Below are 17,321 nucleotides of genomic sequence, written 5' to 3'. Positions count from 1 at the left end.
AATATTGTAAATTTATTCACAGAAAGGATGGTTATGCTTATACAAACTAGACTCTGTCCTCCTTTTCCTCTCACCGTTAACCCTGCGGGTATAACGGGAGTCTCCAAGGAGGTAGAAAGATGAAAGGAATTTTCGGTGCTCTACTACCAGGACTAATCACAACCGGTTTTGTAGGCACAACACTACTACCTGCTGCACCGGCAGCTGCTGGTGATTTACTAAGAGATATCGGTATTGGTGCCGCTGCTGGTGCGGTAGTTGGAGAATTAACTGACAACGGCTCATTGATTGGTAATAGTGCCAATGGCGCTGCCGCTGGTGCTGCTGTCAATGCGACTAAGCGCAATAGAACTAGAGCTCGGCGTAACAGTGCTGGGAGTCTAGTTCAAGATGCAGGGTTTGGCGCTGCTGCTAGTGTTGTCACTGGCGTGATCATTGATAATGGTTCCGTGGTAGATAATGCGGTTAAAGGTGCTGCTACTGGTCTAACCATTAACCTTCTAGACCGTTAAGACTTTTAACCCAAAGGAAAAACCAATGGGATGGGCAGAGCCCATCCCATTCGCCCCCTACCAATTAGGATTCACTATCGCCACTATCGAAACCATATCCCCCACCTCCAGGGGTCTCAATCACAAACACATCACCTGTATTCATTTCCACTACCCCAGTACTACCCAACTCTTCAACGATTCCATCCTTTCGTTCCACATAATTTTTTCCCAAAGCACCCGCTTCACCACCATTTAACCCAAAAGGCTTGACCACTCGACGTCCAGATAGAATTCCTGCAGTCATAGGTTCTAGGAAACGAATCTGGCGAATTACGCCATTACCCCCACAATGAACGCCCTTACCCCCACTATCGGGGCGAATCCCAAACCTTTCCAAAAGTACTGGAAATCGCCATTCCAACACTTCTGGGTCAGTTAAGCGAGAATTGGTCATGTGAGTATGTACCGCATCTGTGCCATCAAAATCAACCCCTGCCCCAGAGCCTCCACAAATGGTTTCATAGTATTGATACCGCTCATTGCCAAAGGTAAAATTATTCATAGTACTCTGAGAAGCTGCCATCACTCCTAAAGCACCATAGAGCGCATCGCTTATTGCTTGGGATGTTTCCACATTCCCCGCTACCACTGCTGCTGGATAACGAGGATTGAGCATAGAACCTTCCGGAATAATCACCTCCAAAGGCTTCAGACAACCGGCATTGAGGGGAATATCATCATCGACTAGGGTACGGAAGACGTATAGCACTGCTGCTTTGCATACCGCTGACGGTGCATTAAAATTACTGTCTAACTGAGGCGAGGTACCCGTAAAATCAATCTTGGCACTACGGTTGTTCCGGTCAATAGTAATGGTGACCTGAATCTTAGCACCCCCATCTAACTGATAGCTGAAACTGCCATCTGTCAGCACATCAATCACTCGGCGCACCGACTCCTCAGCATTATCTTGGACATAACCCATATAGGCTTGCACTGTCTCTAATCCATAGTGGGCTACCATCTGCCGTAACTCTTGTACACCCTTCTCATTGGCAGCAATCTGTGCTTGTAAATCAGCTATATTCTGAGTCAGATTCCGGACTGGATATTGACCCCCTAACAGAAGTTGGGTTATTTCATTTTCTCGGAATTTACCATTCTCAACCAGCAGGAAATTGTCAATTAATACCCCTTCTTCCTTCACGCTGGTACTATTAGGAGGCATGGAACCGGGAGTGATACCACCTATGTCAGCATGGTGTCCTCGGGAAGCTACAAAGAATAAAGGGGAGAGGGGAGAAGGTTCCTTTAGCCCTAGGGAAGAGTTGAGGAAAACTGGAGTAACAAGGGTGACATCTGGGAGATGAGTGCCACCGTTATAGGGATTGTTGAGAATATAGACATCCCCAGGTTTAAGACTATCACCATGGGCATCAATCAAGCTGCGGACACTTTCACTCATTGACCCCAAATGCACTGGAATATGAGGCGCATTGGCTACCAATTGCCCTTGTTGGTCAAAAATCGCACAGGAAAAGTCTAGCCGTTCCTTGATATTGACTGAATAACTGGTATTTTGGAGAGTTGTCCCCATTTGCTCTGCTATGGAACGGAATAGATTGTTAAAGATTTCCAGCATGACCGGGTCAGGATGGGGTGAAGCTTGGACGGTATTTGGTTGCAGCTGATCTATAGTGCTATTAGTCAAGCTTTCCAGGTTGTCTTGCTGGTCTCCCAAACCAGATTTAACTAATATCAAATGATTCCGTTCAGTCACCTGTGCCTTCCAACCAGGCTCAATCACATTAGTTCCGGTTGCCTCAATAATTAATGCCGGACCCAGCACCGAATCCCCTGGTTGCCAATCCTCTCGCCTAAACACAGGGGTATCCCACCACCGATTAGCGGTATACATTTGCACTGTGGCAACGGGAGCACACATTTCCCCACTCTGACGAGACCGTATCGGTTCTGTTGGGATAGCCATCCGCTTTACTAACTCTACCGAAACCGCTTCGACCATCAACGTTTTCCCTGGCACGATAAATCCATAGCGCTGTTGATGCAATCCCTCAAACTCTTCCGTGATCTGATCAATCCGACCAAACCCAACAACCAAGGCTGAATCGGTGCCCTCATAGCGCAAATGGACTCGCCGAATGACCTCAATCTCGTTACTATTCCGATCCTGGGCATGGTTGTGGTTCAACTCTTCTATACCCTGAGCCACCAACTTGGCCAAAATTCCCTCTAACTCCAACTCCTCTACCAACTCAGCTTCAACTGACTGTTCTTTCAATACCCTGATATCGGCTAAACCCATGCCATAAGCGGACAATACTCCAGCAAAGGGATGAATGAACACTCGCTTAATCCCTAAGGCTTCCGCAATTAAACACCCATGCTGGCCACCAGCACCGCCAAAGCAACATAGGGTATACTCGGAAACGTCATAGCCCCGTTGTAGAGAAATCTGTTTAATGGCATTGGCCATCTTCTCGACTGCGATCGCTAAAAATCCTGCTGCTACTTCCTCTGGTTTGCGGTTATCCCCAATCTGCTCTACCAATCCTTCAAATCTCTGCCTTACCACCTCAGCATCTAACGGCAAGTTACCATCCGCTCCAAACACCTTGGGAAAAAACCCTGGCTGCAACTTCCCTACCATCACATTGCAATCGGTCACCGTCAACGGACCCCCCTTACCGTAGGAAGCAGGACCTGGATTTGCCCCAGCCGACTCTGGTCCTACCCGATAACGGGCACCATCAAACTGGACAATGGAGCCACCACCGGCAGCTACTGTATTAATTGCCATCATTGGCGTGCGCAGCCGCACCCCAGCAATCTCAGTTTCAAAGGTACGCTCGTATTCCCCGTTGTAATGGGCTACATCTGTAGAGGTGCCACCCATATCAAAGGTAATGATCGTCTCAAAACCAGCAATTCGACTAGTCTGTACTGCTCCGACAATACCGCCAGCAGGTCCTGATAAAATACTATCCTTCCCTTGAAACTGTTGTGCGTCCGCCAGTCCTCCATTTGACTGCATGAACATCAATAGTCCAGATGTTTTTCCCCGTAAGCCTTCAGACCGGGTAGATTGAAGGTTATTTTCCAAAGCTTCATTAGTCAACCCGCCAAGCTGCAACTGTTCTTCTACCTGATCTACATAGCGACGCAGAATCGGTGATAAATAAGCATCAACTACTGTGGTATCCCCCCGACTTACTAATTTCATCAAAGGGGTCACTTGATGAGATACTGATATTTGGGTAAAACCAATCTCTAATGCTATGGTGGCTATCTCCTGTTCATGAGTGGGATAGCGATAGCCGTGCATCAAGACAATGGCGCAGCTACGAATACCGTCATCATAAGCAGCTTGCAAGGATTGGCGGGTTCCAACCAGATTTATCGGGATTAGCTCTTCACCCTGGGCACTGTAGCGTTCTTCTATCTCAATCACCCGTTCATAGAGCATTTCAGGGAGCACAATTTCACGGGCAAAGATATTGGGGCGATTTTGATAACCAATGCGCAAGGCATCTTGGAAGCCCTTGGTAATCACTAGGACAGTGCGATCGCCCTTCCGTTCCAATAAGGCATTGGTGGCTACTGTCGTTCCCATCTTGATCGCTTCAATGGCATCACTTGGTATCGGCTTAGCAACAGGAATGTTTAAAATCTCTCGAATTCCCTGTACTCCAGCATCTTGGTACCGTTCAGGATTTTCTGAAAGCAACTTATGAATTATCAACTGCCCATCAGGGCGTTTTGCCACAATGTCCGTAAAGGTACCACCTCGATCAATCCAGAATTGCCAGCGTCCAGTGGAAGTAGTAGTCATATTTGCCCGATTTTTAATAAAACACTAAAAAGATGGGAAAGATGGCGGAGAATTTTCCAATAGTTTCCTTTCGCCATCAGCAAGGTCCCAGCAAACTATATTTTCTCTTAAGACAGAGTAACTTAGCATTCCAGGGTCACCAAGCCGAAGTCTGACCCGATCCGGGAGTAGTCATTCAATGGGAGCCAGGAATTATTTCTGAGATTCTGCAAATATAGCCCAAGTTGACTCTACAACTTGACTCCAATTTAGACTAAAATTAGCGGCGTTGCTGAATCAACGAATGAATAGAAGTAGGGTGGGCATCCTGCCCGCCCGAAAAAATAAGGAATGGGCATCTAGCCCATTCCACAAAACTCTTAAAATTATTCCATTATTAAGCAACGCCCTAAAATAAGCCATTCAGAGCAGACGATATTTCATTTGATAATTCTTGTGCTGATTTAATTAGACGAACACGATTTTCAGGATGTTGATATCCTTGTTTTTTAATATTTGCGTATGTATTCATTATACTTCCTTTGGCATTATTGATATCCCTTTCAGCCATATTAAATAACGTCGCATTCCACTCTGTATCTCCAATTTTAGGTAGTAGCAGGTAGAGAGTCCAATCATTGGGGGGTGATTCACAGCCATAGGGATAGTCTCCAATCAGGATGTAGCCGGACTTAAGTGCAGCATTATAGGTGAATCCATTGGCATTGTCTTCAGTAGCCAATTTTATCATATCTTTTTTACTGACTCCGGACTGTAGCCTACCCCACTCCACATTACATTCGTTGAATCCAAATTCCATCTTTTTATATAATTCAAGGATAATTCCTTGAATTTTATTTTGATCTGAAAGGGAATTGTTGTCATCATTATTTATAGTAAAAAAAATATAATCTAAAGATTTGTTTTTTTTACCATTACTTTGGGCTAACTCTAGGTGGTTACTTGGATTATATAAAACTTGATTTGCCATCGCGGGTTGTATAACGATAGCGAACATCAACACCTGTGTAATTATAAAAACCTGAAAGCTGATCAGTAGTATTTTTTTCACAAAGTTATCCTTATTAAATAATTGGACGTTATTGCTGGGGCGCAACAGGCAAGCTGAAATCCTTATTGGCTAATAATTTAAGCCATAATTTACAAAAAGATAGATGCTGTTTTGGGATGACATTGGACTATGTTATAAGGGTTTGAGCTTCCAGAAAATGAAAGGAGGGTCAAGTTGGGTCTGTATCTTACCTAAGATTTTTGATATCAAAACCTTATACAGTAAGTTTTTCAGGGCTCATGTCATCCCCTCAGCGTTTTTGCTTCCAGCTATTATCTTCTTAATTTTATGGGATAGGCAGAACAAAATTATCAAATTACCCCAAAATCAAAAATCTAAATTCCTATTTTTATATACTAGGGCACGTGATTTAGATTTAACAGTACCTTTTAGGGTACCTTTTAGGGTACCTTTAGTTGAAAATATTACCCAGTAATGATTTCAGCTTGCCTGTCACACCCCCAACGGTTTAGATGTTTTTACCCAGATTTTAAAAGGTACCCATAAGGGTACTATCAAACCCGAGTCAGATTCAATATGATTTGAATAGTTGAATTAACTCTAGCGAGAAAAAAATGACGAAACTACACACCTCGGAAAACTTGACAATAGACGCGGATGAATTTGACAAAGTATTGAAAGATATGGAAACCCATTCTATATCCACAATTAAAGGCGAGACTACAAGTCCTCTTCCACGGTACATATCTGTATATTTAGTACAACCAGAAATACCACAAGCTATCCCGAACGATTTTCAGGACAACCTTAAAAGTTATTACCAACAAGACGTGCTTTCATGGAATAATAACCGTGAAAATGAACTAACCATAGTCACCGATCAGAAATTAAATAACAATATTAGTGATTCTGATTGGACTCAGAAATTAAAAACTATGGAAGAAACTGATATCGCTAATGCGACAGCACGGATACAAAATTCATACGCTCAGATTCGTGAACAGGGTAATAAACATCCGGAACAACGTTCAAGTTTGATTAAATTTGCCCAAACACTATCTAATTTCCAATCAACGATATTGAATTACATGGTGGATTTTATGCGAACAATAGCCCTTAAGATCTTTGAGTGGGCTTCAAAAGCTTTTACGTTTATCAAAAATGCGGCAAACAGTGTGGTTAATTTTGTAAAAAGCTGGTTTTAACTTGTTTTTCAACGGTAAACACTAGAATCCAGGGTAAACTCTCTAATTGTTTATTCATACCTATAGTGTTAATTGAATTAACACTATATCTAGAAAATACCTGATCAATAAGCAAAATAAGCTCTGGTTTATTGAGGTTATTGAGGACTACCCCTAGTTTATTGACAAGATGGGTTTACCCTTCACAACAATCAATCAAGGAAACTTAAAAACAATGAAACGTTTTTTGGCAATTTTTGTGCTTCTTTTGGCTTTCGCAACGGTTAACGTACAGTCAGCTAAGGCTTTATCTTTATTTGACGTAAGCATTCAACCATGTGAGCATTTTGATCATGTCTGGTCTGATCGTGGTTCTGGAGCTGACCGAGATGGTGCATTTTACAGGCCAGTCCCCACCCCTGGTTTCTTCGTTGTTGGAGATTATGGACAAGGTAACTATGGTCAGCCTAATGGTCGTGTATTGTGTTTCAAACCATTAAAAAATAGCGCATTAGCTAATCCTGTAGACTTTGCGCGAATATGGAAAGATACAGGGAGTGGAGCACATCGTGATGGCTCTTTTTGGCGACCAATTCCACCACAAGGTTATAGTTGTATTGGAGATGTTGTTCAAGAAGGTTATGCAAAGCCATACCGTCCTGATTACAAATGTCTACATAATGATTTAATATCACCATGGTCTCCTGAACAGACATCATTTGTTTGGAATGATCGTGGCTCTGGGGCAGATGCGGATGTATCTGTTTACTCTGTTCCCTTTAGTAAGGTTATACACGTTCAGGGTAACTATTCTCCCGCACATGGGCCAATCTATGATCTTAATTTAAACAGCTTCTGATTTATATAGCGGTTTTTCTCCTAATGAGGTACACATATTTTTTTGCCTCTTCCCTCTTCTGACTTTACTGGTCCCTGCTCCTTAAAAAAAGTCCCTCACCTCATTAAAAACCGCTATAAATCTTGAATTAGGAAGAAAACGAAGGACAGCAGATCCAATCGAAAAAAAAAGCGATCGCCTATAAAGGGGCGATCGCTTTTTTACTATTTAGTTGGTTTAAACTATTGTGGCTCTACCGTACTTGTTATGCTAAATAAAGAGTGTGTATAGTTTTTTAAAAAGCTAGTAAGGTACAAGATTTTGGGTTTTAGGGAGCAGGGAGGAGTGAATTGATAAGAGGGAAAAGGTAAAAAAATATGTGTACCTAATTAGGATGAAATAAGCTATCAAATAAGTATGTGGGCATAAATAAACGTTAAAACTAAAAATTCGAAAATGAAGCTGGAAGCCTGTATTAAATTGGTTTTCAGCATTTTTAATCTCAATCGCTACCATTTCGCTATTCAGCAAAGCAAAATTAGTTACCCTATGGCAATCCAAAACCTGCCCTCTTAGTGGCCATATCGGTTTCATTATGAAAAAATATAGATGATAATATGGAGATAATTATCGACAATATATGAATAGCTATTTCCTATTTAATGTGGCAATCAATCTTTTGTTGACATATAATTTTAACACGCGATGTTCCCAAGGAACCGCTTCGCGAACGCCTTCAAAATTTATTATGCAACTAGAAGACTATTTTAACTTTCTGGCTCCTGATGACATTCGGATTAAAGGTCATCGAATTGGCATTGAAACAGTATTGTACGAGTATCTATTTAAGCGATGCAGCGCGGTCTTGGGGGTTTCCCCCATGAGCGACTGCATCAAGACAAGAGCGTACTGCTGAAGAAATTGCCAAAATTTACTCAACTCTCACCTTAGAAGAGGTCTATGCTACAATCCTATATTATCTACAGAACAAAGACACAGTAAGTCAATACATTGCTGACTGGCTAGAGTGGGGACATCAACAGCGTAAAGCTCAAGCCTTGAATCCTCATCCTGCAGTAGCTCGACTCCGGAAAATCAAAGCAGAAAGACAAGCCCAATGGAAAGCTAATTGAAAAGTTAATTATAATTGCACAATGCTATTATGATCAGGAATATCAAGACCAAAATTATGTCATTCAGCGGTCAGCGGTCAGTGGTCAGTAGTCAGCGGTCAGCTGATTTTATTCAAAAGTACATCAATTAGCGTGCGTATAGCGCATAAACTGATGACTGATAGCTGTTCGCGTAGCGTGCGCGTAGCGCATTAGCTGATAGCTGACAAAATTATTCACTTGCCGATGACTTGAATTAATTAATTCTTATAAGTAGAAGTCTCAACAATACATTGCTCTTCGTTTGTATTATAATCCTCCTCATCAAGCCTAAGACTGAGAAGACTAGACTCGTGAAAGCAAAAGCCAAACCCAAGAAACTACTAGGTTTTTTATATACTTGCTTATTCCTTGGTTTAGGGATACTCCCCACAGTAGTCAAACCAAAGCCAGCCCTTAGTGCAGAATACATTTACTTTAACTATGGTCCGTTAAAATTGTCCCTTTCCCGGGAATCTCTGGAGATTTTTGCCAATGAGGGCAGAATTACTAAGGAATTTGAGTTCTACGCCCAAATGCTGAACCCAGAAGCCTTGGAACAGTTGCGGATGCTACTCCAAAAGCGGATTAAAATCAGTCCTGTGGCCATCTCCCGCTTAGGTAAATCCCCCATGGGAGAAGCCTTTCTGGAAGGTTTGGGAAAGATGATCAAAACCCACCCTGGTCGCAATGGTTTACATAGTCTTCGGGGGGCGCTGGTTTTGGCAGCAGCTGACTCCGAAGGTCTAACTATAATGAATATAGTGCGCCAGTTTCCCACCGAGGGGATGTTGATTGATACTGACTATATCTTTGATGTCCAAAAAGAGCTAGCTACCCTATTTCGATATCGAGATGCAGCGGTGAATGCGATCGCAAACCAAGCCACCCGAGAAGCCGCTGCTGAGAATACCATTGATGTCTCCCAGTTAACAGACTTACAACAACCTGGTCCTTATAACTTCACAGACCAAGTCATCACCCTTTCCGGTCGCCGCCGTCAATCCCCTCTAGGGTTATCTGGAGAAACCAAGTTTGAGGTTGCTCTGTACTTACCCAAAGGCAATCCCAAACCAGCCCCCTTAGTAGTCATGTCCCATGGCTTTGCCTCAGATCGCAACCATTTCACCTATTTAGCAGAACACTTAGCATCCCATGGCATTGCTGTAGCGGTGCCTGAACACGTCGGGAGTAATGTTGAATATTCTCAAGCTGTACTACAGGGACTAGCAAATGGAATCAATCCTGTAGAGTTTATTGAACGACCCTTAGATATTAGATATGTACTCGATGAGCTGGAAGACCTCTCTAAATCTGACCCTAATTTTGCTAATCAGCTGAATCTGGAACAGGTAGGTGTGATTGGTCATTCCTTCGGGGGCTACACAGCGTTAGCCGTAGCAGGTGCAGAAATTAATGATTTAAGACTGCGCCAAGTGTGTCCTGATCAAGACCCAACCTTCAATCTATCTGTACTACTCCAATGCCTTGCCAATCGCTTACCCCCGTTTAATTATGACTTGCAGGATCCACGGGTCAAAGCAGTAATCGCTGTTAATCCTATTACCAGCACAGCCCTTGGTCCAGCTAGCTTGGGTAAAATTCAAGTGCCAGTCATGATTATGGCAGGTAGCCACGACATCGTAGCACCCACTGTCCCAGAACAGATTCACCCCTTTATCTGGCTCAATACCCCAGAAAAATATCTGGCAATGATTGTTGATGGCAACCACTTCTCCACTAGTGGTGCATCGGGCGACAATTTTGCCCTGTTTCCTAGAGAATTACTTGGTTCCAATCCTCAGGTCGGACTTTCTTACCTAAAAGCCTTAAGCTTAGCTTTTGTTAATACTCATATTCGGGATTTACCAAACTATCGACCTTACCTTAGTGTTAGCTATGCCAAATTCCTCTCTGAGAATTCTCTAGAGCTACATTTAGTCAAATCTTTAACTCCAGAACAACTAGAGGAATCCTTTGGTAGTGAACCTCCCCAAAGTATCATACCACAAATCGCAATTGAGCCAATACCGAAGCCTTCAGAAACAGTTTTAGACCAAATTAAACGAACTGGCACCATAAAAGTTGGTATTAGAAAAGATGCTGCTCCTTTTGGCTATATTGATACCAACGGAGAGTGGAAAGGGTATTGCTTTGAGCTACTCAATTCCTTAAAAGACAAAGTTGCCCAACAACTCAATAAACCCATAGAACTAGACGTTGTTGCCATTCAATCAACTTTGGAAAATCGCTTTGCTATTGTCCGAGATGAAACTGTAAATTTGGAGTGTGGCCCTAATACTATTAGGAGTGATATTGAAGGTATAAAATTCTCGACACCATTTTTTATTACTGGCACACACTTTTTAGTGGATTCTCAACAATCAGAAGTTATCAATCGTTACCAAAGCCTTGACAGTTTAAAAATTGGAGTACTTCCCAGTAGCCTCACAGAAACATTTATTGAGCAAACCTATCCTAATGCTCAGAAAATAGTTTTTCCTGGAGACATAGGTAGGTCTCAAGGAGTCAAAGCATTAGTCAATAGCGATATTGATGCCTTTGCCAGCGATGGCATTTTATTAATTGGAGAAGTCACCAGACAAGGACTTTCCTCATCCCAGTACACATTATCTCCAGATCAGCCACTGACCTGTGATTTCTATGGCATGATTCTCCCTAAGAGTGACCCGCAATGGCAACGTATTGTCAACTCCTTTATTGAAGGGGAAAAAGCTAAAGAAATTTGGGGGGGATGGTTTACAAATTTGTTTCCCTATGTCTTATTAAATCTAGAGTATTGTATTGATAAGTAACATGTAAGTCAGTCTAAGATAACCATCATTCTTTTTTAGCAGTCACCATAAAGCAACGTCGCATTCCAGGTACTGAACGGGGTGCGAGTTGAACAGAGTAACGTCCATAATTTGCTCTTATTTCTCCCGGTTGGATAACTGACGCATTCCACCCATAATTAGCAAATAATTCTTCTGGTTCGTCGGTGCCAAAACGCCAATTTTTACTAATTAATCCCTTCTGAGTTTTAGAGCCTATTTGCCACGACTTTACACTTATTAAATCTGCCCCTAAATAACTCCCTTGGACACTGACATCAGAAATTGTTCGCAGTAATGTATCTATCTCCTTTTTATCCAGATACATCAATAAACCTTCCATCAACCAAACTGTCGGTTGATTAGATTTATATCCATGATTTTTCAATAAATGCACCCAAGGTTTTTGCAAATCTGTGGCGATGGACTGGCGATGACATTTAGATGGAATATCCTTAAGAATTGCTTCTTTGCGAGACATGATTTCTGGTAAATCAATCTCATATATACATAGTTCAGGTGGTAAGGGTAGGCGATATGCCCTAGTATCGTAGCCCACCCCTAGAATGACAATTTGACGTACCTCTGGTATTACAGATATCAGAAAATCATCAAAAAATTTAGTTCGAACTGCCACAAACTGGATGCGAAGGGTATTTGATTTCGGGTCTTTACCGTCTTGTTTTTCCCAATAATCCATCAAAGACTGTATTTGTTTAGACCCAACTAACTGAGCAGCAAAAGGATCGTCAAAAAGTCGGTCTGCCCTTTTCGATTCAATAGCACGTTTTGCCGCCATTACTACTGCTGTACGACAGACATCATTTTTGATTTCTGGGATTTTTTCGGCTTTTGCTGCCAGTTCGTTTTCCATAATTTACAATTTACTGTGTGATCATGACATTAAGGACAACCTTGCTGAGATACTGTACCATCAGGCATAGTGGCATTACACAAATTAGCCCCAGTCAAATTAGCCCCAGTTAAATTAGCCCCCGTTAAGTTAGCCTCTGTTAAATTAGCCTCGGTTAAATTAGCCCCACTTAGATTAGCATTTTGTAAGTCAGCATAGCTTAATTTGGTTCTATACAAATAGGTATTACTTAAATCAGAGCTAGCCATGCTCGCACCGGTTAAATCCCCCAAACTTAATGTGGCTCCTTTTAAATTAGCCTCATATAAGAGAACCACAGGAGCAAAAACCTTATCTAATTTAGCATTTTCTAATGTAGCCGATGTTAAGTCAGCATCAAATAAACGAGCAGCTACTAAATTAGCATTTGTCAGGATGGCTCGTTCTAAATTAGCGAGAGTTAAATCTGCTCCCTGGAGATTAGCATTTGTCAGATCAGAACTGACTTCTTCGGTCGCCCGTCGTTGGTAAGATTGAAGTTTAGGGTTTAGTAGAATACTATTGAGATAAGCCCCTGATAAATTAGCCCCTCTTAAATTAATACTTCTCCAATTACAGTTACTAAAATTCCCAAAGCTCAAATCACGACCACTTAAATCATCGCCTAGATCGCAATTAGCAAAAGTGTTGGATTGGGCTTGAGCTGGTAATCCTATAAAACTGAGACATAACAGAGAAGAAACTAGAGTTGAAGACACTAGATTTATCGTTTTAAGCACCATAGTCATATTGAGTAGTTAGGATTGAATCTTGAGAACATCAATTAATACAGAGTCAAATCTATCGCCATCCCTATCGGAGTTGTGAGAGTAGTCAGTTGGAGCAACGGATGGTTAACGGATGTAACCAATGGAAGTATGGAAAAATCTAGAAGTGTAGCAAGATGGCTAAGAGGTTACCCAGAGTAACACGGATTTCTCTGAGGTTTGACTTCGGATTGATATAACAGTATACAGTAATTTCGATGTGACAGTAGGATTGATCCGAAAGTCGAACCAGGGAATAGGGCACAACTAGAGTTTTTTAGTTAAACTGTTGTACACTCGTCAACAGTAATTGACCATGAACCCAACTCGCCAACTAATCCAAAACATTTTCAAAGGGATAGTAGCCTCTGTCCTAATCCTGAGTCTGTTCGGATGTGCCGCCCTTCTAGACCAGTTAGGAATCGGGAATTACACTGTCAAACGGGTATCTGACGGGGATACCATTCTTGTCGCTGACAGGTTTGGCAAAGATGTCAAAGTTCGGTTTGCCTGTATAGACGCTCCAGAAATTGCCCATTCCAAAAAACAGAAGCAAAGCCGCAAATTGGTAGACAAAAGTCAATTCAAATGGGGAAATAAAGCCAAGGAGCGACTTCAGGAACTGGTAAAACAAAGCGATAATCAGGTAGTTTTGACTGTAACTGATACTGACCGCTATGGGCGCAGCGTCAGTGAAGTACGCTTAACCGATGGCACCTTTGTCCAGGAAGTCCTAGTAAAAGAAGGACTAGCACAGGTATATCGGCCTTATCTGAAAGATTGCCCCAGTGCGGAAATGGTCGATAGTGCTGAAGCCAATGCCAAACGATATCGGCGAGGGTTGTGGCGAGACCCTAAGTTTGTTCCAGCTTGGGAATATCGTAGTCTAGCAAAAACTAAATCCTCCTCCTCCTGAGTCGGAGAGTGTTTAGTCCTGTTAGTCTTTAGTCTTTAGTAGCTAGCCAATAGCAAGTAAAACGCCTATTTGTAGTTAACACTAATGAATGAGTAATTTCGTCATAAATGTTGCAAAATGTTAAGTAAGTCCAGACATTGATCAAAACTAAAATTTAAAACTGATGGTACTCTTCGGATTTAAGAAAAAGCTTACCGTGCCTACTCCTGAGGAAGCCTTACCGGGACGCTCAGAAGTCATGCCAGTACCCGAGCGTCACTACGTCAATGGCAATCCTCTCAAACCCCCTTACCCTGATGGATTGGAAATGGCGATGTTTGGCATGGGATGTTTTTGGGGAGCAGAACGCCGATTCTGGCAACAAGAGGGAGTGTTCACTACCGCAGTAGGTTACGCTGCTGGAGTCACCCCTAACCCCACCTATCAAGAGGTCTGTACAGGCATGACCGGTCACAATGAAGTAGTGCTGGTGGTATTTGACCCAAAACTAATCAGTTACGAAGCACTCTTGAAAGTCTTCTGGGAAAGCCACAACCCCACCCAAGGCATGCGCCAAGGCAATGATACTGGGACTCAGTACCGTTCAGGAATTTATACCTATTCCGAAGACCAAAAGAAGCTAGCCGAAGCCTCACAAAACGCTTTTCAGCAAGCCCTGAAGGTCGCCGGTTATGGTAATATTACCACAGAGATTCTAGATGCTCCTGAGTTTTATTACGCAGAGGGCTATCACCAGCAGTACCTGGCTAAAAATCCTAATGGGTATTGTGGTTTAGGTGGGACGAATGTGAATTGCCCTGCAATTTCATAAGTCATCACTTCTGTGGTTAACAGTAATTAGTCATTGGTCATTTGTAAGTACCAAGAGACTTTGGTTGATTACAAATGACTAATGACTAAATGCAGCAATTTAGTTTTATGAGGGTAACTGATGCAATAAGGATAGGGGACTGTATGAGGAACAACAAAATGAATCATAAGCTTAAAACTTTGATGATAAGTTTTATAGTCGGTTTAGGATTAATCATTATTCCTAATTTACTATCCCCTTTCGTGTTTAATCATCGAGTTTCAGCGTCATCTGCCCAGGAAAAGCTTGAACGAGTAGAACTAATAGATAATCTTGGGAATTATCATTATCCTATTTCCACTACCTCAGACTTAGCTCAAAAGTATTTTGATCAAGGTTTAATTCTTGCCTACGCTTTTAATCATGCTGAAGCTGCTCGTGCTTTTAAAGAAGCAAGTAGGCTAGATCCTAATTGTGCCATGTGCTACTGGGGATTAGCTTATGTTCAAGGACCAAATATCAATGCACCAATGGCAGATGAACAAGTATCAGAGGCTTGGCAAGCAATTCAACAAGCGATCGCACTAAGTAACAAGGCATCTCCAAAGGAACAGGCTTATATTAAAGCTTTAGCACAGCGTTATTCGGAACAACCAATGGCAGATCGTTCCTCCCTTGATCTAGCTTATGCTCAGGCAATGAAGCAGGTTGTTCAAGATTATCCTGATGATTTAGATGTAGCAACTCTATACGCAGAATCCCTAATGGATACCATGCCTTGGGACTATTGGCAAGATAATGGGGAACTCAAACCAGAAGCCAAGCCAATTTTAGCAACATTAGAATCAGTTTTAGAAAGAAATCCTAAGCATCCGGGAGCTACTCACTTCTATATCCATGCCACTGAGAAAGAACAACCCAAATTAGCCATAGAAGCTGCTGATAATCTCCGCAATCTCGTTCCCGCTTCAGGACATTTAGTCCATATGCCCTCTCACATCTATATTCGAGTGGGACGTTACCAAGATGCTGTTATTGCTAATCAAAAAGCAGTTATGGCGGATCGTAACTATCTGGCATCCCCCCATCCTCAAAGTATTTATACTATTGGTTATATTCCTCATAACTACCATTTCCTCTGGTTTGCAGCGGTAATGAGTGGACAAAGTGAAATAGCAATGGAAGCAGCACAACAAACAGCAGCAGTTGATCCAAGTCTGATCGCTAATCCAGGTTTATCTGGTATAATACAACATTTTTATGTTGTGCCACTTTATACGGAAGTACGCTTTGGAAAATGGGATAAAATTCTAGAGACACCTGCACCAACAACTGATATGAAATATGCTACGGGTGTTTGGCATTATGCTAGAGGTATGGCTTTCACGTCTCAAGGTAAGAAAGAAGAAGCTAATCAAGAATTAGCTAAATTACAAGCTTTAATGGCTGATCCTGATTTAGAAGAATTGAAAATCTGGAGTTTTAATTCTACTGCTAGTGTTCTTAAAATTGCCGTTGAAGTCTTAACCGGTTCAATTGCTACTCTTGAGCAAGATTACACGACAGCAACTAGTCACTTAAAAAATGCTATTGCTCTAGAAGATAAGCTGGTTTATACTGAACCACCAGATTGGTATTCTCCTACCCGTAATTTGCTAGGCACAATCCTGCTACAAGGCAATCAGCCAGAGCAAGCAGAACAAGCTTTTCGTGATGATTTAGATATTTATCCCGAAAATGGTTGGTCATTACATGGTTTAGCAAAAAGTTTGCAAGCACAAGGAAAAACAGCAGAAGCAGAAACTATACAACAGCAATATCAACAAGCGTGGCAATATGCTGATATTGCTAAATAACCATAAAATAACCTCAGTTCCATTGCCTCAACTAGAAAGCTTCTCTAATAAATCCTTTAGCACTGGTGGTAACTTGCGCATAATCTTACCCTGCTCTCGGTCAACGGCTACTAGAATCACACGACCGGTTACGTAAAGTTCTTTGCCATCATGGGATTGAATTTTATAATTCCAGTTCATACGGACACCTTTCATTTCGGCGATGCCTGTCTTGACAACTACTGCTGTGCCCATTGGCATTGCCCGGTGATACCGTAAAGAAAGTTCTACTACTGGTAAATCGCATCCTAGCCTGACGAGATCACTATAATCCATACCCATCGAGCGTAAGTACTCCACCCTCGCTTCTTCCATCCAGCGAATGTAGGTACCATGCCAGACTATACCAGCATAGTCAGTGTGGTGGGGATGGACTCGCACTGGATAGTCAAACCATTTTGCCGTGGTGGCGGTTAGCTCATGGCTTTCCATGGTACTACCCAGCTCTATTTGAGCTGAGGTTTGGGGTGTTTCTGACATGGATCAATTTAATCGTTACTGGTATTTCACTAACTTTATAACCATAGCCAGATCAAAGTAGGCGATCGCGTCCGTGTCAAAGAGTCAATCAGTGTTTACCATCATCCTACTGATTGTAATCAGACCCTATCCTTATATCATGTCGGGATAATTACCCTTAATAAAAATCTCCCTATCTCCCTATCTCCCAATCTCCCCACATTCCCCTCCTGGGA

Annotated in this window: 13 protein-coding genes and 1 pseudogene; 9 read left to right on the top strand and 5 right to left on the bottom strand. The window is 42.1% G+C overall.

Features of this window, described 5'->3' with window-relative positions:
- Positions 1-119: 119 nt before the first annotated feature.
- Positions 120-512 carry a hypothetical protein gene (locus F6J94_RS15335; protein ID WP_293041627.1) on the top strand — a complete coding sequence of 131 codons (393 nt, stop codon included), beginning with the start codon at positions 120-122 and terminating at the stop codon, positions 510-512.
- 64 nt (positions 513-576) lie between these two features.
- Here the strand turns inward: F6J94_RS15335 and F6J94_RS15330 are convergent, their stop codons facing one another.
- The gene (locus F6J94_RS15330) at positions 577-4,347 is read right to left on the bottom strand and encodes a hydantoinase B/oxoprolinase family protein (protein ID WP_293041623.1); all 3,771 of its coding nucleotides are present in this window, start codon (positions 4,345-4,347) and stop codon (positions 577-579) included.
- Positions 4,348-4,735: 388 nt separating this feature from the next.
- The gene (locus F6J94_RS15325) at positions 4,736-5,398 is read right to left on the bottom strand and encodes a hypothetical protein (protein WP_293041620.1); all 663 of its coding nucleotides are present in this window, start codon (positions 5,396-5,398) and stop codon (positions 4,736-4,738) included.
- Between the two features lie 575 nt (positions 5,399-5,973).
- On the opposite strand from F6J94_RS15325, the gene F6J94_RS15320 reads away from it, so the two are divergent.
- The 4 genes and pseudogenes from F6J94_RS15320 to F6J94_RS15305 all read left to right on the top strand — a co-directional run bounded on the left by F6J94_RS15320 (position 5,974) and on the right by F6J94_RS15305 (position 11,348).
- The gene (locus F6J94_RS15320) at positions 5,974-6,564 is read left to right on the top strand and encodes a hypothetical protein (protein WP_293041619.1); all 591 of its coding nucleotides are present in this window, start codon (positions 5,974-5,976) and stop codon (positions 6,562-6,564) included.
- 169 nt (positions 6,565-6,733) lie between these two features.
- The gene (locus F6J94_RS15315) at positions 6,734-7,402 is read left to right on the top strand and encodes a Vps62-related protein (protein WP_293041617.1); all 669 of its coding nucleotides are present in this window, start codon (positions 6,734-6,736) and stop codon (positions 7,400-7,402) included.
- A gap of 727 nt (positions 7,403-8,129) precedes the next feature.
- A pseudogene (locus F6J94_RS15310) lies at positions 8,130-8,514 on the top strand (DUF433 domain-containing protein).
- A gap of 332 nt (positions 8,515-8,846) precedes the next feature.
- Positions 8,847-11,348 carry an alpha/beta fold hydrolase gene (locus F6J94_RS15305; RefSeq protein WP_293041615.1) on the top strand — a complete coding sequence of 834 codons (2,502 nt, stop codon included), beginning with the start codon at positions 8,847-8,849 and terminating at the stop codon, positions 11,346-11,348.
- A gap of 25 nt (positions 11,349-11,373) precedes the next feature.
- Here the strand turns inward: F6J94_RS15305 and F6J94_RS15300 are convergent, their stop codons facing one another.
- Positions 11,374-12,240, bottom strand: a complete 867-nt coding sequence (locus F6J94_RS15300) for an SAM-dependent methyltransferase (RefSeq protein WP_293041613.1) — start codon at positions 12,238-12,240, stop codon at positions 11,374-11,376.
- Between the two features lie 29 nt (positions 12,241-12,269).
- Positions 12,270-12,977 (bottom strand): pentapeptide repeat-containing protein, encoded by a 708-nt coding sequence (locus tag F6J94_RS15295; RefSeq protein ID WP_293041611.1) that lies wholly within the window; start codon positions 12,975-12,977, stop codon positions 12,270-12,272.
- 364 nt (positions 12,978-13,341) lie between these two features.
- Between F6J94_RS15295 and F6J94_RS15290 the strand changes: the two genes are divergently transcribed.
- The 3 genes from F6J94_RS15290 to F6J94_RS15280 all read left to right on the top strand — a co-directional run bounded on the left by F6J94_RS15290 (position 13,342) and on the right by F6J94_RS15280 (position 16,587).
- Positions 13,342-13,941 (top strand): thermonuclease family protein, encoded by a 600-nt coding sequence (locus F6J94_RS15290; protein WP_293041609.1) that lies wholly within the window; start codon positions 13,342-13,344, stop codon positions 13,939-13,941.
- 163 nt (positions 13,942-14,104) lie between these two features.
- Entirely contained in the window at positions 14,105-14,752 is a 648-nt protein-coding gene (gene msrA, locus F6J94_RS15285) for a peptide-methionine (S)-S-oxide reductase MsrA (RefSeq protein WP_293041607.1), read from the top strand.
- Between the two features lie 182 nt (positions 14,753-14,934).
- Positions 14,935-16,587 carry a hypothetical protein gene (locus F6J94_RS15280; protein WP_293041605.1) on the top strand — a complete coding sequence of 551 codons (1,653 nt, stop codon included), beginning with the start codon at positions 14,935-14,937 and terminating at the stop codon, positions 16,585-16,587.
- 27 nt (positions 16,588-16,614) lie between these two features.
- Here F6J94_RS15280 and F6J94_RS15275 read toward each other — a convergent pair whose 3' ends face one another.
- A complete protein-coding gene (locus tag F6J94_RS15275) occupies positions 16,615-17,106 on the bottom strand; it encodes a thioesterase family protein (RefSeq protein ID WP_293028164.1) in 492 nt (163 codons plus the stop codon).
- A 51-nt stretch (positions 17,107-17,157) separates the two neighbouring features.
- On the opposite strand from F6J94_RS15275, the gene F6J94_RS34310 reads away from it, so the two are divergent.
- Positions 17,158-17,321: ferredoxin-thioredoxin reductase variable chain (locus tag F6J94_RS34310; protein WP_367142215.1), on the top strand; the 164-nt coding region annotated here is incomplete at its 3' end.

Source organism: Moorena sp. SIO1F2, from assembly GCF_010672755.1.
In the GTDB taxonomy this organism is placed as follows: Bacteria; Cyanobacteriota; Cyanobacteriia; order Cyanobacteriales; family Coleofasciculaceae; genus Moorena.
This window is presented reverse-complemented; position numbering and strand designations above follow the sequence as displayed.